The sequence below is a fragment of the Martinezella sp. CNPSo 3890 genome (assembly GCF_057784455.1).
In genome coordinates, this window is the sequence record NZ_JBXSOR010000009.1 from 185,287 (window position 1) to 200,793 (window position 15,507).

At 58.9% G+C, this 15,507-nt stretch carries 11 protein-coding genes and 1 pseudogene; 4 read left to right on the plus strand and 8 right to left on the minus strand.

Going from position 1 to position 15,507, the window contains the following annotated elements:
* Nucleotides 1-16 precede the first annotated feature (16 nt).
* The 7 genes from AC13RC_RS21165 to AC13RC_RS21195 form a co-directional block, all read right to left on the minus strand.
* Nucleotides 17-1,447, minus strand: coding sequence for an amidase (locus AC13RC_RS21165; RefSeq protein WP_113352142.1), 1,431 nt, complete (start codon nucleotides 1,445-1,447; stop codon nucleotides 17-19).
* 12 nt (nucleotides 1,448-1,459) lie between these two features.
* Complete coding sequence (locus AC13RC_RS21170) at nucleotides 1,460-2,242, minus strand: aspartate/glutamate racemase family protein (RefSeq protein ID WP_113352141.1); 783 nt, start codon at nucleotides 2,240-2,242, stop codon at nucleotides 1,460-1,462.
* A complete protein-coding gene (locus AC13RC_RS21175; protein ID WP_113331794.1) occupies nucleotides 2,239-3,225 on the minus strand; it encodes an ABC transporter ATP-binding protein in 987 nt (328 codons plus the stop codon). The genes AC13RC_RS21170 and AC13RC_RS21175 overlap by 4 nt, the downstream gene beginning before the upstream one ends.
* A complete protein-coding gene (locus AC13RC_RS21180; RefSeq protein ID WP_113352140.1) occupies nucleotides 3,222-4,184 on the minus strand; it encodes an ABC transporter ATP-binding protein in 963 nt (320 codons plus the stop codon). Before AC13RC_RS21180 ends, AC13RC_RS21175 begins: the two co-directional genes overlap by 4 nt.
* Nucleotides 4,181-5,056 (minus strand): ABC transporter permease, encoded by an 876-nt coding sequence (locus AC13RC_RS21185; protein ID WP_233788531.1) that lies wholly within the window; start codon nucleotides 5,054-5,056, stop codon nucleotides 4,181-4,183. The genes AC13RC_RS21180 and AC13RC_RS21185 overlap by 4 nt, the downstream gene beginning before the upstream one ends.
* Nucleotides 5,049-6,071 carry an ABC transporter permease gene (locus AC13RC_RS21190; protein WP_113352139.1) on the minus strand — a complete coding sequence of 341 codons (1,023 nt, stop codon included), beginning with the start codon at nucleotides 6,069-6,071 and terminating at the stop codon, nucleotides 5,049-5,051. The genes AC13RC_RS21185 and AC13RC_RS21190 overlap by 8 nt, the downstream gene beginning before the upstream one ends.
* Nucleotides 6,072-6,163: 92 nt before the next feature.
* Nucleotides 6,164-7,804: an ABC transporter substrate-binding protein gene (locus AC13RC_RS21195; protein ID WP_113352138.1), complete on the minus strand. Its 1,641-nt coding sequence runs from the start codon at nucleotides 7,802-7,804 to the stop codon at nucleotides 6,164-6,166.
* A 236-nt stretch (nucleotides 7,805-8,040) separates the two neighbouring features.
* Here AC13RC_RS21195 and AC13RC_RS21200 point away from each other — a divergent pair, with 236 nt between their 5' ends.
* The gene (locus AC13RC_RS21200; RefSeq protein WP_233788530.1) at nucleotides 8,041-8,760 is read left to right on the plus strand and encodes a GntR family transcriptional regulator; all 720 of its coding nucleotides are present in this window, start codon (nucleotides 8,041-8,043) and stop codon (nucleotides 8,758-8,760) included.
* A gap of 52 nt (nucleotides 8,761-8,812) precedes the next feature.
* Here AC13RC_RS21200 and AC13RC_RS21205 read toward each other — a convergent pair whose 3' ends face one another.
* A complete protein-coding gene (locus AC13RC_RS21205) occupies nucleotides 8,813-9,025 on the minus strand; it encodes a hypothetical protein (RefSeq protein ID WP_113352136.1) in 213 nt (70 codons plus the stop codon).
* Nucleotides 9,026-9,111: 86 nt separating this feature from the next.
* Here AC13RC_RS21205 and AC13RC_RS21210 point away from each other — a divergent pair.
* From AC13RC_RS21210 to AC13RC_RS21220, 3 genes and pseudogenes are all read left to right on the plus strand, one after another.
* Nucleotides 9,112-9,501: pseudogene (locus AC13RC_RS21210) on the plus strand (SDR family NAD(P)-dependent oxidoreductase); the annotation flags it as partial.
* Between the two features lie 638 nt (nucleotides 9,502-10,139).
* Complete coding sequence (locus AC13RC_RS21215; RefSeq protein WP_113390670.1) at nucleotides 10,140-12,479, plus strand: methyl-accepting chemotaxis protein; 2,340 nt, start codon at nucleotides 10,140-10,142, stop codon at nucleotides 12,477-12,479.
* A 956-nt stretch (nucleotides 12,480-13,435) separates the two neighbouring features.
* A complete protein-coding gene (locus tag AC13RC_RS21220) occupies nucleotides 13,436-15,364 on the plus strand; it encodes a methyl-accepting chemotaxis protein (protein ID WP_113395638.1) in 1,929 nt (642 codons plus the stop codon).
* Nucleotides 15,365-15,507 lie beyond the last annotated feature (143 nt).

Consider the following 15,507-nt stretch of genomic DNA (forward strand, 5'->3'; position numbering starts at 1 on the left):
CTGATGGTAGGGTTGATTATGCATGGATGGGCGGGCGGCCAATTTTCGGCAGAACCGTCTCGAAGGCCGCGGCCGCTGAAAGCACCGGCGCGTCAGCGAGATGGGGACCAATGATCTGCAGACCGATCGGTAGGCCATTGACGAGGCCACATGGTACGCTGGCGGCCGGCTGACCGGTCAGATTGAAGGGCGAGGTGAAGGGGCACCATTCGTAAGGGACAATGGGCTTGCCGTCGATTGTCGACGGGCCATCCTGGTCCTTGGGGAAGGCAGTGACCGAGAGAGTGGGCGTCAAGATGAAATCGCAGCCGCTCATCACCTTTGCTATTTCATCGACGAAGGCCTTACGGGCGGTGATGGCATTCGTGGCATCCTCGAAAGGCCGTGACTCGGCAAGCAGATCTGTCACCGCCTTGGAGACGGGAAGCGGCTTTTCCGCGAGAAGCTTGCGCATGCCGGTCAGGTCGGTTTCGAGAGCGACCATGGTCTTGAATGTCGCGTGCACGGCGATTTCAGGCGGAACGCCGACCACCAACTCCAGTCCGCAGGCCTCGGCAACCAGCGCTACTGCCTTGTCCGTCGCATCCTTCAGTGCCTGTTCGATCGCCTGGTCATGCCAGGTCGGCCAGTAGAGCACCTTCGTGCCGGGGGGCAGTGGGGCGATGCTGGTCCAGTCGAGATCGGCACAGGGTATGGACCAGCGGTCGCGAGGATCGGGGCCGGCGATAACGGAGAGCATGAGCGCTGCGTCTGCAACGTCACGGGCGATGGGGCCGATATGTTCGATCGATTCCCAGCCCGAGACGCCTGGAAGCGAAATGTCGCGGCATCCCGGCCAAAGCGGTACGCGGCCCATCGCCGCCTTTATGCCGACCAGGCCGGACAGAGCCGCTGGCAGACGCACCGAGCCTCCGCCATCGCTGCCGATGGCGATGGGGCAGATACCGGCCGCCACGGCTGCCGCCGAGCCCGCGCTGGAGCCGCCTGGAGATCGTTCGGTGTTCCATGGATTGCCGGTGGCCGGAAACAGCAGATTGTTGCCATGCGCGCCAAAGCCGAACTCGGAGACATTCGTCTTTCCGAGAATAATGGCATCGGCCGCTCTCAGCCGTTCGACGACGATGTCATCAGCATCGGGGACATAGTCGGCATAGAGGTTGGATCCGAAGGTGGTTCGTATGCCCTTCGTCAGAACCAGATCCTTGATTGCGACCGGAACACCGGCGAGAGGGCCAACCGGTTCGCCACGGGCGATCCTGCCATCAAGCGCGTCGGCGGTCGCATAGGCTTCTTCGCGCGCAAGTGTCGCGAAGGCATGGATGATCGGCTCGACCTTGTCGAGAGCCATGAATGCGGCGTCCAGTATCTCGCGGGCCGAAACCGCGCCGGACGACACGCGCTGCGCGATCGTGCGGGCTGACAGGGTCGGGTATTCTTCGATAGGCATGGGATCCTCCTGCTATGAGAACGTTTCGTGCCGTGGCGATGCCGGGCGTGCGCTTGCCAGCAGCGAACGTTCGAGCGCTGCCGAAAGGCCGATGGACGGTTTCGGGTCCGGTCGGCGAAAGCTGCCGGCGGATGCCTTTTTCGGATTGAGGGCAACGAGAAGCTCGGCCTGTTTGACGGCGGCGACGACGGATTCCACCACCGGCACCGGAATTCGGTCGCGAACGCGTGCCGCGAGGCCCGCAAGCGGCGCACCGGCAAGGATGATGGCGTCGGCGCCATCGTCTTCAATGGCCCTGAGCGCCAGTTCGATCAGCAGCCCTTCCTTTTCGTCTTGTATATTGGCCAGCGATGCGAATGGTCCATCCAGAAGCCGGATGCTTGCCAGCCTGTCGAGAAGGCCATGCATTGCCACGCATTCGCGAAACCACGGTCCGAGCGCGCGCGAAAAGGACACGATCGAGAAGCGCTGGCCGAGCATGCAGGCGCTGAGCATGGCGGCTTCGGCAAGGCCGATCACCGGGACCGGCATCAATTCCCGTGCGCCGGCGAGGCCCGGATCGCCGAATGCGGCGACGATGGCGACATCGAAAGTGCCTTCCCGTTCCGCCAGGACATCCAGGACGATGCCCGATGCGATCACGGCTTCCGCCCGTGTGGCGATATAGGGAACGCCGCGGGGCGCGGTCACGGGAATGAGCGTCGATCCGGCCGAGAGGAAGGGGTTTGCTGCCTGGACCAGAAGGTCCGTTACGTCAGTCGATATGTTGGGGTTGAAGAGCAGAATTCGGGTCATGATGGATCGCCTTCAGCCGCGCGATGACAAGCCACCAGATTGCCGTCGCCGCATGGTGTCAGGGGCGGCATGGACTGCGTGCAGGCCGGGAGTTCCACCGGGCAGCGGCCGGCGAAGCGACATGCGTTCGGGTTCGGATCGATCGGACTGGAGGCTGAACCTTCGAGCTTCGTGCGCTCGGAATTCCTCCGTTCTGGATCAGGAATGGCGTCGATCAGCGCCCGAGTGTAGGGATGGCGCGGATTGAAGTAGACGGACTTTGAGGGTCCGAATTCGACGATTCGTCCGAGATACATAACCGCGATCTTGTCGCAGAGAAGCCGGACGACGTTGAGATCATGAGATACGAAAAGATAGCTCATGTTTCGCTGCTTCTGCAGTTTCGACAGGAGATTGAGGATGAGCGACTGAACGGAGACATCGAGTGCTGATGTCGGTTCGTCGAGAACGAGAAGCTTCGGATTGACGGCGATTGCCCGCGCGATGCCGACGCGGGCTTTCTGGCCGCCCGACAGCTGGTGCGGATAGCGGCTGCCATATTCCCGCGGCAGCCCGACATCGTCCAGCGCTGCAAGCACCCGGTCGGCGATCTCCCTGCCGGTGCCGCCAACGAGACGCTTCAGTGGATCGGCGATCGCCTGAAACACAGTGAAGCCCGGATTGAGGCTTTCCGTCGGATCCTGAAACACGACCTGGATGTCCCGTCGCAGAGGCGATCCGCCGAACGCCTTTGCCGGAATCTTTCCGACTTCGACGCCGGAGAGCCTTATCCCGCCTTCCGTCGGATCGATCAGGCGGGCGAGCACCCGGGCGAGCGTCGATTTTCCGCAACCGGATTCGCCGACGAGACCAATGCATTCGCTCTCAGCTATTGTCAGGTCGACCTGGTCGACGGCGTGAAGCATTTTCCGGCGGAAGGTGCCGACGGGATAGCGTTTCGACAGACCGTGGATTTCAATGAGTGGCGAGGAGAAAGCGCTCATAGCGGGTGCCTGCAGCGGACGGAGTGATCACCACCGATCGGGCGAAGCGGGATCGGTGCGGTTTGGCAGTCCGGCTGTCGCCGGTCGCAGCGATGCAGGAATCTGCAGGGCGGAAGCTCGCCTCGCAGATCGGGCAGGCTGCCTGGGATAGAGGCCAGGTGCTCAAGCTCCGTCTCCGCCGTGGGCGTCGCGGCGAAAAGCCCTTTCGTATAGGGGTGTGCGAGATGTGATTGCAGTTCACCGGCCGGTGCGACTTCCACTATATGGCCGGCATGCATCACGACGATACGGTCGCAATATTCCCCGGCAAGGGCGAGGTCATGAGTGATCAGGATGGCCGACATTCTGGTCTCCCGGACAAGGTCGCGGATCAGATCCATGACGACCGCCTGGGTCGTGACGTCGAGCCCTGTCGTCGGTTCATCGGCGATCAGCAATGACGGAGAGCAAGACAGCGCCATGGCGATCATCACGCGCTGGCACATTCCGCCTGAGAGCTCGAAGGGGTAGGCTTCATAGCGTCGCTCGGGATCCGGGATGCGGACGCGGGCAAGGGCGGCAATGGCCGCGGCCTTGGCGTTTGCCCGGGAGACCGGGCCATGCCGCCGCAACACATCCTCGATCTGCCGCCCAACCCGCATGATCGGGTTGAGGGCGGTGCGTGGGCTCTGGAAGATCATCGACAGCTCGCGACCACGAATGGATGCGAGCGGCGAGGTCGGGCCGGCCAGATCGATCCCCCCGAATTCTATCCTATCCGCCTTGATCGCGGCATTGTCGTCGAGCAGCCCCATCAGGGCATAGGAAAGCACGGATTTGCCCGATCCGCTTTCGCCTACGATCCCGAGGATCTCTCCCTTTGGAAGGGAGAAGCTGACATCGTTGAGAACCTTCACGGTGCCCGATCGTGTCAGGAAATCGACGTTCAGGTTTTTTACTGAAAGCAGAGGTACGCTCACGTGCGCCTCCTTGGGTCGATAATGTCTCTCAGGCCGTCGCCGATCAGGTTGAAGCAGAAGACTGTGATGACCAGTGCCGCGCCGGGAAAGACGAAGGTCCACCACTCGCCGGAGAAGATGTAGGAGGCGCCCTCCGAGACCATGATGCCCCATTCCGGCGTTGGAGGCCGCACGCCGAGACCGATGAAGGAAAGACCGGCCGCGTTGAGGATCGCCCAGCCGAGATTAAGGGATCCCTGGACCATCATGGTCGGCAGGATATTGGGCACGATGTGAAACGCCAGCAGCCTGAACGGACGATTACCGCCCATTCTCGCCGCCTCGACGAAGGTCATGTCGCGGCGGACATTGACCTCGCTTCGAGCGAAACGGCTATAGAACGGCAGATTGATGATGGCCGTCGCCAGCACGATGTTCTCGACGCTGTTGCCAAGGGCGGCAACGATGCCCATCGCCAGGACGAAGAGCGGAAACGCCATGATCGTATCCATGAAGCGGCCGATGATGGCATCCGTCCAGCCACCGAAATAGCCGGCGATCGCGCCGGTCGCCGTCCCGAAGACGAACGACAACGCGACGGCGCCGATCGCCATGCCGATGTCGAGCCGCGTGGCGATGGCAACCCGGCTGAGGATGTCGCGGCCTAGCGCATCGGTTCCGAAAGGATGCGCCAGGCTCGGCGCCTTCAGGGCCGCGGCCGGCTCCACCGCCAGCGGATCATAGGGTACGAGCCAGGGCGCCGATACCGAAACGAGGACGAAGAACAGCAGGATCAGAGCTGCGGCCAGCGTTAGCTTGTTTTCGCCGGCCATATGCCTGATATCTCGCCAGAAGGTGCTGGCCTGCATGTTTGATGAGGTGGTTTCAGCCATCGTAGCGAACCCTCGGATCGATCACGGCCGCGGCGAGGTCGACCATGAGGTTGAGGAGGATGTAGAGGATTGCCATCATCAGCACGAAACCCTGGACGGCGGCATAATCCGACGTGATGACGGCATTGACGGCATAGGCGCCGATCCCGGGCCAGGCGAAGACCTGCTCGACCAAGACATTGGCGCCGAGCAGGAAGGAAAAGACCATGCCGAGAATATTGATGACGGGCAGCATCGCGTTGCGTAGGCCGTATCCGTAGACGATCCTGGTTCGAGAGAGGCCCATGGCGCGCGCGGTGCGACAGAAATCGCTGGAAAGCGAAGCCAGCATGGAGGCGCGGGCGATGCGGGCGATCGGTGCTAGCGCGAACAGCCCTAACGAAATGGATGGAAGCAAGAGCTGAGAGAGGGAGGCCCAGAATGCCTGGATGTCGCCCGCCAGCAACGTGTCGACGAGATAGAGCCCGGTAATCGTCGGCGGTATCGAAAAATATGTGTCGTTCAGGCGACCGAGCGGTTCCGGCGCGATGCCAAGCCTGAAATAGAAGACATAAACCAGTCCCAGGGCGACGAAGAAAGTAGGGAAGGCTGCTCCGACAGAGACGATGACGCGGCAGAGATGGTCGATCGCCTTTCCCGGGCGTGTCGCGGCCGCGATGCCGAGCGGCAGTCCGATCAGCATGGCGAACATAAGTGCGCAGAGCGTTAGTTCGATCGATGCCGGCAGTCGCGTGACAAGATCCTGAAACACCGGCTGGCCGCTGGAGAGCGAAGTGCCGAGATCTCCATGAAGAAGGCGCGAGGTGTAATCGCCGAATTGATACCAGAGTGGTTTGTCGAGCCCGAGAGCCTTGCGAATCTGGGCAATGCTTTCGGGCGTTGCGGAGGATCCGGCATAATAGACAGCCGCATCGCCGGGCAGCGCCCGCGCCAGCAGAAACGTGACGACGACAACGCCGATGATGCTGGGGATCGCCGTCGCGATCCGCTTTGCAAAATTCAGGGCAATCTTCATGAACTCAATCTCCGCGCATCACGTTCCTAAGCAATTGGCCGATACGGGTTAGATGCCGGGGAGGTGCCGTCGAGGACGCCCCGGCCTCCGCGCTATTCTTTCGAGATCGACTTCAGGTCGAGGTGCGTGTGAAACCAGTAAACGTAGCCTTTGACGTTCTTCTGCATTGCGATGTCCGAATACAAATGGGCAACGGGCACGCGCGGCACGTCGTCCATGGCGATGGTGTTCATCCTGGTGATGATCGCGTCGTAGGCCGCGGGATCGCTTTCGAAGCGGGCCTGTTCAATCAGCTTGTCCAGTTCGGGATTCGAGTAGTTGGCCGTGTTGAACACGCTGTTGTTCTTGCCGTCATAGGTCCAGAAATAGAAGTATTCCGGATAGTCCAGCCAGCCGTAGAAATAGTTGATGTCCATCGGCATGCTCTTCGAACCCATCTTGGCGAACCATTCGGAGCCGGGCACCTTGTGAATCTCGATGGTGATGCCGATCTTCTTCAGCTGTTCCTGGATCAGCAGCGCCATCGGCTCCTGAACGGTCGTCTGGCTCATGTCGATATAGAGGTCGGACTTGAAACCGTCGGCATAGCCGGCGTCCTTCAGAAGCGCCTTGGCCTTGTCAAGATCGGTATTGTACTTGGAAGCAACCGGCCACTTCGGTGGGAAGGGTGTTGCCGTATCGGCGCCGAAGAGAGGTTCGCCGCGCTCGTAGAGCGCCTGCTTCATGATGCTGTCATAGGGAAGGGCATAGGCGATCGCCTGGCGGACGCGCTTGTCGTCGAAAGGCTTCATCGAGACATTGAGGTCGACGTTGAACTGCTCGTTCTGCATCAGCGTGCCGATGACGTTGACCTTGCCGGCGGCTGCAAGCTCGGCATAGTCCTTCGGCGGCAATCCGACGGAGACGTCGACATCGCCCTTTTCCAGTAGGGCACGACGGGTTCCTGGCGAGGCGATCTCCCGAAGGACGACGCGCTTCAGCGCCGGCAGGGCGCCGGATTTCCAGTTGTCGAAGCGTTCGAAGACGATGCGGTCGCCGCTCTTCCAGCTGCCGATCTTGAACGGGCCGCCACCAGCATCGTTAAGTGAGGTCCATTTGAGCGCCCACGGGTCGTCAGCCGTTGCATGCTGGAGGGCGAGCTTCTTGTTGACGACATACGGAACCGGGACCGCAAGGTCTGGCAGTGTGAGCTTGTCGGCCACAGCGAGGGTGATCTTAAAGGTATGGGGGTCGATAACGGAGAACTGCTTGGGATCGGTCAGCGAGCCGGCCGCCATCTGCACCGTCGGAAAGCCGCCGACAGAGACGGCGCGGTCAAATGACCATTTGACGTCCTCCGCGGTCACCGGCGAGCCATCGTGGAAGGTGGCGTCTTCACGCAGATGGAAGATCAGAGTTTTGCCACCGTCCTGGATTTCCCAGCTCTTTGCCAGCTCGGGCTCGATCTTGGTCGCGTCGTACATGACCTTGCCATCCGGCAGGGTCTTCGTTCCATGCGTTATCAGCCGATCGTAGAGTTGCCACGAGGCCATCTGACTGAATTCATTCGCAGCAGGCGCCATGGCGTCGAGCGAGTTCGGGCCATGCTCCGCGACTTCGATCAGGACGTCTTTCGGGGTTTCTGCGTGGGCGGAGCTATTAAGCAGACCAAGCGACAAGGTCGCTACGATCAGAAGGGATGTGCGGGAGCGGCAGGCTTGCATGCGAGCGATCGCGGATTTGCTTTTGGCCATGTTGGCGAAACCTTCTGCTGGTGTGACGGACAAACATGACTTGCAAGCAATATGCCAAATCATAAATTATTGAAAATATTATATATATTTACAAAGTGCATTATTTATGTAATTTATCTGCATGCCCTCAATGTGGTCAGGATGCTTTAATTTTAGTCATCAAAGTGACTTGCTTAATTGCTGCTCAGTTGGATATCAGTGAGGCAGGCGCGACAATCATGCCCAAGGAAGCGGCCATGGACGAAGACGACGATCCGGCGACGAAAGCACCATATGCGGTGGCCATAAAGCGCGCCTCGCTGCATCATCACGTAGTCGACAAGTTGCGTGAGATGGTCAGCCGTGGCGACCTGCCTGCCGGCGAGAGATTGAATGAAGTCGCTCTTGCTCAGGCGATTGGTGTTTCTCGAACTCCCATGCGCGAGGCCGTGAAATTGCTCGCGTCCGAGGGGCTGCTTGAGCTTCTGCCAGGGCGCGGTGCCCGGGTCCGGCAGTATTCGGCCGAGGAGCTGTTGGATATGTTTGACGTCCTTGGCGCGCTCGAGCGACATGCGATCGAGATCGCGGTCTCCAGGATGACGCCAAGGGCGCTCGCGGAGATCGAGCGCTTGCATCATCAGATGGGCGAGGCCTATGCGAAGCGTAATCAGAAAGCGTACTTCAAGGCGAACCAAAAGCTCCATGCGCTGATTGTCGAGTTGGCGGCCAACCCGGCGCTGACAGCTACGCATACGACCCTGACCAAGCAATCGGTGCACAACAGACACCAAACACTGATTTCGGAGCAGCGATGGAAGGAGTCCGTGGCCGAGCACCAGGCCATCTTCGATGCCATCATAAGGGGAGACGTGTCGCAGGCGGGGCTTTTGATGCTGGATCATAGCCGTAAAACCGGAGCCGCCGTAGTGGATGCCGCGCGCGCCGCAAATGAAATCAGGATAGGAAGTGGTCGATGAACGCGCTTGATCTCGTCATCAAGAACGCCAGGGCGGCAACGGCCTCTGATGTCTACGATGTTGAAAAGGCGGAAAGATCATTCAGATCGGTCAAAACCTTGAAGGCGGGGCGCGTATCATCGATGCGTCCCGAAAATACCTCCTTCAGGGCGGCATGGACAACCATGTTCGCGTCTCTCAACGAGCGGGAAAGGGCATCGTCATGGCCGACAATTTCGAAAGCGGCACCTTGTGCGCATTGTTCGGCGGCAAATACGACGACCATGCCATTTTGCCTTCTGGAGAAAGGGCAGTCGCTTCGCAAAGCACTCACCACTCGGGTCTTGTCGCGAAACGGAATGACAACTCATCCGCGGCACGATCCTTTCGACGCAGGCTGCCCTTCCGCATCTCGGCCCGGGGGGAGTGATCACGATCGGCTCAGCCGGTGCGGATCGGATCGTCGGCGCGACGGGCACGGTTTACTTCATGACGAAATCGGCGCTGCAGTCTTTCACCCGGGGCTTAGCGCAGGAACTGGGACCGCGCGATATCACGGCCAATCTGATCCAGCCAGGTTCGACGGATACCGAGATGAACCCGGCGAATGGAGACTATTCTGAATTCCAGCGTAACCTCATCCCATTGGGCCGATATGGGGCGCTTTCGGACATCGCGGCGGCCGTCGCGTTCCTGGCTAGTCCCGCGGCAAGGCAGGTCACGGGTGTGATCCTTAACGTCGATGGCGGTTTGAACACCTGACCGCGGCGGTTCCTTCATGATGGTTGGCGACGCTTGCCTCTGAGCGACAAATCTTCCCGCTTGGTCGTCGCCAGGCATCTCATCAAACGTTGCTTGGGACTCGGCGGGACATCGTCTCGCTCCCCGCGATAGCACTCCCGCTGATGGTCTAGGCAGCCGCGAGACCGCCAAGTAGTCATGCACTCAAACATGCTTAGGGCGTGATTTGGCTGATCCTCCAATATGGTTAAGCGGCTGGCGTTTGGCGATTAGGCCGTTATTGCAGATTTCTATCTGAAAAGGACCAATCGCGCATTTGCGTCAACTCAAAGAGATACTTTCAACTTTTCGGAATACTTTGTCTTTCTTGGCTAACGCAGGAAAGATGAAGCAAAACGGGTTAAATCGAGACCATGGACGACATTAACCGGGTGATCAAAAATCCCCTGTGTTTTTAGGGGAAAGCGTTAATCCTGTTTCAACAAAACCGGGCTAACTTTTCTCCTGATTGGGCAGGGCATGATGCGCCTGTGATCGAGCGGCGTCTCGATGGCTCACGGACTGCTTTTCTTTTAGAAATTTCACCTCGAGAGCTCCAGAAATACGGGTTTCGGCGAAACGGGTTAGCGTTACGGCACCCTGAACGTAGGTGAGCAATTATGATTTTTTCTCTTCGCAATATACTTGTTGGAATTTTCCTTTTTCTCAGCATCGCTCTATGTGTGCTGACGGGATCTTCGACGCTTGATGCCTATCGCGATGCTGGCAAGTATGCCGACGTCTCGAAGTTCACCATGCTCGACCGCGCGCTCTTCCAGACACTCGCCAACTTCCGCAACGAGCGAGGTGACGGCTCGTCGCTCGCCAAACTTGAGCTTGGCTCGCAAGATGCAACGCTCGCCTTGTTGAAAAAGGACAGGGGCATCGTCGACCAATATATGGGTGACGCAAAATCGGTCTTTGCAGATATCGATGACCAGACGCTCAAAGCCCCGATTGCCGACGTCATGAACGCCTATGATCGGGTAGTTGCATTTCGCTCAAAGCTCGACAGAGAAGTCGCCAAGAAGCTTGCTGATCGCGATCCGACACTGCAGGCTACGACGCTGGACCTCGGTCAGCAGCTCTTGACCGCGTTGGAGGCAGGTTCGACCGCCATCGAAAGCCGGATCCGCACGAGTGATCCCTCAATGACGGCACTCATTCAGATCCGTGCACTGACATGGTACACGCGCGCAACGGCTGGGGCTGCAAACCTGTTGTTCGTCAACACGCTCGCCTCCGGAGAGGCGATGAAGCCCGAGGACGTCAGCAAGATCCAACAATTCGATTACACTGCGAATTTCACCTGGGAACAGATCGGCACTCTGGTCAATCATCCGTCGACGCCACAGGTCGTCAGAGACGCCTATAAAGTCAGCAGCGCGACCTTCTTCAACGGTGATTTTGCAGCAAAACACAGTGCATTGCTTGCGAAGTTCGCAACTGGTGAGAAGAAGGCCATGCCCCTTGACGACTGGCGCCCGCTTGGCAACGCCGCCCTTCTGACCATCACGAACACCGCCGCGGCAGCCGCAGACGGCATGGTCGCGAACGCATCCGCCAGCGAGAACGATGCGTTCGTCAGCTTGATCGTCTACGGGCTTACTTTCCTTGTTTCCGTGGTTCTGAGCATTACGGGCATCTGCGTTATCATCTTTCGGGTCACCAGGCCGGTCGGGGCGCTCACTCATTCCATGACTGACCTCGCTCAAGGCAACCTCTCGGTCTCGATCAGTGGCGTCGAACGGCGTGATGAGATTGGCGCCATGGCGCGTTCCGTACAGGTTTTCCAGCAGGCAGCCCTGCGCAACAAGGCGCTTGAGGCTGAAGCCGCCGAGGCACGTATTACATCGGAGAATGAACGCGCCGAAGTCCAGCGGCGCGCCGAGGCGGAGGCCGAAGAGAAGTTGCTGCAGGCCACCGGTGCGCTTGCGACAGGACTTCGTCATCTGGCATCCGGCGACCTGAGCTGCGAGATCGAAACGCCGCTTGCAGCGCAGTTCGAAGCTCTGCGTCACGACTTTAATTCATCGGTCAGCCAGCTGCGCGCTGCCATGTCCCAGGTCGGCCAGGCTGCATCACTCGTCAACAGCGGCAGTTACGAGATTTCGCAGGCTTCCGATAATCTTTCCAAGCGCACGGAGCAGCAGGCCGCCTCGCTGGAAGAGACGGCAGCTGCGCTGGAAGAGGTTACGGCCAATGTTCAATCGACCTCCAAGCGGGCTGGCGATGCACGTGACTTGGTGCGCGGTGCTCGATCGCGAGCGGAAAACTCCAGCCAAGTCGTCAGCAATGCAGTCAGCGCCATGGGCAGAATTGAGCATTCGTCCAAGCAGATCAGCCAGATCATCAGCGTGATCGACGAGATCGCTTTCCAGACCAACCTGCTTGCGCTCAACGCCGGTGTCGAGGCTGCGCGCGCGGGCGAAGCCGGGAAGGGCTTCGCTGTTGTAGCCCAGGAAGTTCGCGAACTGGCCCAGCGTTCTGCCAATGCCGCCAAAGAGATAAAGGCCCTGATCGGCAATTCCGAAGCTGCCGTCGGCGAGGGCGTGAAACTCGTCAACGACACTGGCGAGGGCCTCGCAGCTATCGCCGACTTGGTCCTGCAGATCAATCAGCACATGGATGCGATTGCCACCGCCGCTCAGGAACAGTCCATGGGGCTGTCGGAGATCAACAGCGCCGTCAATCATATGGACCAGGCGACGCAGCAGAATGCCGCCATGGTCGAAGAGATGAACGCCGCCGGCGCAGGCTTGGCCGAAGAGAGCAAGCGTCTTGGCGAGCTTCTGAGCGCATTCCGCACAGGCGAAACCGAGCGCATGGAGCCGCGGGCGAGGCCCCCGGCCCGGCCTGCCTCAGCCCCGACAGCAGGCCGGCTTGCTGCACGCCCCGCTCCTGTCACGCAAGGCAATGCTGCGCTTAAACATCTTCAGCAGGAATGGTCGGAGTTCTGATTGGTTTGATGTGAGGAGAGGCACCGCGGCTCTAGCGCGGTTCAAGAAGCAAGGATTGCCCCGGACGTTTTGTATGGGGCATTTTCGTTTGGCCAATTCAGTGTTCATGTGTGCCGAGATTCACCCATCTCTGCATTGCACCGTGACCTCTGCGAATGCCGATATCTCTAACTCATCAATGGGTTCTCAGCCACTTATTGGATCAGCTTAACGCAAATCTCGGTCAACGCGCCGTGAAGTTTAATGCCCAAGGTGAATAGCGGAGCAGTCGACTACTCGCGCCACGCGGTGCAGGAAAAGGAGGCAGGGATGATCGAGTGGTTTGACATCATCCACCGTCTTGACGTCCGAGCAAGACCTTGCTCTTCAGCGGTGCGAATGACATCGGTCTCTTGAGGCGCCATGCTGACCGAATCCCGCAATGGACGCTTGTAAGGTTCCGTTCAAGAGCGAGACGTTCAGGGTTTGAGCAACAATTAGCTGCCTGCTCATCGTGCCGGAGAGCATTCACACTTGATCACCAGCCGATATGAGGAACCTTGCCGCGAAAATCCACGCGACACGGACCAGCCACTTCATTCAATCTTTGGTTTCCGGATTCTGACGACGATCCTTTTTGTCGATAAGGCTCCTTTCGACCGGCTCATCGCTTCCTTGCCGCCATATTATCAGGAGTAGGAAGTCCCTATCCAGCGGTCCGCTCCGTGGCGAACTTCTGAAAAGGTTACTTTAAAAGATCCGCTGAGCGATATAGCAGTACTTATCAGGACTAGCTTGATGTATACTTTCTCACTGACGTTGAAGATCAACGCCTAGCGGTATGTATCAAGACAGATAATAAAGGTAGTTGTATTTTTTGATAATTTGGAAATAGATTTCCATGGATCGACATATTTTGACGGATAATTAAGCACAATCCCACATCCTTCTCTTGAGGAAATCTTGGGATATGTTCCATGGCATCGATCCAGCAGAAAATCATCCTTGCAAGCGTGGCAATCTTTGTAATTGCGGGCGGCGCGACTGGTGTTGGCATATGGTCCGCCTCGACCCTGACGCAGAATGCCGAGAAAATAGCAGGGTCGGCTCAGGTGCTGCGTAATCACATGCAGGCAGATATGATGCATGACGCTTTGAGAGCGGATGTGCTGGCTGCGTTGCTCGCATCCGATCCCGCATCCGGCATTGGCTTTGAAACGGTCAACTCGGATCTTTCGGAACATGTCACGTCGTTTCGCGAGATGATCAAGGCCAACAAGGCGCTCGCGACGGATCCGGACACTCAAAGGGTGCTCGCCGGTGTGGAACCTCCGTTGCTGAGCTATATCGGCAACGCAACCAAAATGGTCGCGGCGGCTGAGAAGGATCCGGCAGGCGCGTTGAAGGCATTGCCCGATTTCATGAAGCAATTCTCCGCTTTGGAAACCGCGATGGAGGAGGCGGGTGATCAGATACAAAACGTATCGGAGTCGATCTCGACAGAAAGTGCGCGCACAGCAGGTTCCATACGCAGCATCATGCAGGGGCTCCTAGGGCTGACGGTGCTGTTCTCCATCATGCTCTTCGTGTTGTTCCGCAGGACCGTGTCCAAACCCATCCTGGCGCTTTGCGCCGATATGGCCAAGCTCGCGGGTGGTGAGACCAATATCGTTTGTACCGGCATCGGTCGAAGCGACGAAGTAGGGACGATGGCGCAGGCTGTTGAAGTATTCCGAAAAGCAGCGATCGCCAAGGGCCAGCTCGAAGCGGACGCGGCAAGGGAACGTCAGCAGGCGGAAGCCGACAGGATCGCCACTCAGCGGCAGGCGGAAACCGATGCCGCGGACCGTTTGCGAGTCGCGACATCCGGTCTTGCCATGGGACTTAAGAGGTTGGCTTCCGGGGATCTTTCCTTCCAGCTCGATGAGCCATTCGCTCCGGATTTCGAAGCTCTTCGACACGATTTCAATACGTCATTGCAGCAATTGAGCAGCACATTGCACGCGATTGCCGAGAGTATTGTATCGATTGACAGCGGTACGCAGGAGATCTCTTCCGGAGCCAACGATCTTTCCCGCCGCACCGAGCAGCAGGCGGCATCGCTTGAAGAGACGGCCGCCGCTCTCGATCAGATTACGGTCAATGTAAGCAACTCGAGCAATCGGACGGAAGAAGCGCGAGCGGCAGCGACTGCCGCCGATCATAGCGCAACCCGGTCGGCTGATGTCGTCAGCAGGGCCGAGGAAGCCATGCAGCGCATAGAAAGTTCCTCCCAGCAGATTTCCAATATCATCGGCGTGATCGATGACATTGCCTTCCAGACTAACCTATTGGCGCTCAATGCCGGTGTGGAAGCGGCGCGCGCCGGCGAAGCCGGTAAAGGATTTGCCGTCGTGGCGCAGGAAGTGCGGGAATTGGCGCAGCGCTCCGCGGCCGCGGCAAAAGAGATCAAGGCGCTGATCAATGCTTCTTCGTCCGAGGTCGATGGTGGAGTGAAGCTGGTGCGTGAAACGGGTGTCGCATTGAAGGAAATCGGTGAGCGCATCTCGGGCATAAACCAGCACATGAACGCCATCGCCGCATCCGCCAAGGAGCAGTCGACAGGCCTTGCCGAGGTCAATGCGGCAGTCAATACGATGGATCAGACGACGCAGCAGAATGCGGCGATGGTCGAGCAGTCGACGGCAGCCTCCGCCGCACTTGCCGCTGAGGCCAGCAAGCTGCGTGAACTCGTATCTCAATTCCGCCTCGACGCCGCGGCCTCCGCCAGCTCGGCAGTCTTGCGACAAACCGCGCGCGCCATGGCTGAGCCATCGCGTCGCGCTTCCGCCGAGCCGGTCGCGCAAACGGCCCGTAGATCGGCTGCCGTTAGCGGTCGAGTCGCTTCCGATTGGAAAGAGTTTTAAGCAAGCCATGGGGCGTAATGGCCAAGGGGCTGTTTGGGATCTTTTCACATTCCCAGTTGGGTTAGAAGCGGAAAGCAGACAACTAGCTCTAGATGGACCATCTCCGGCAGGCTAGCTTCCTGCTTCACCAAACGGGAGCATTG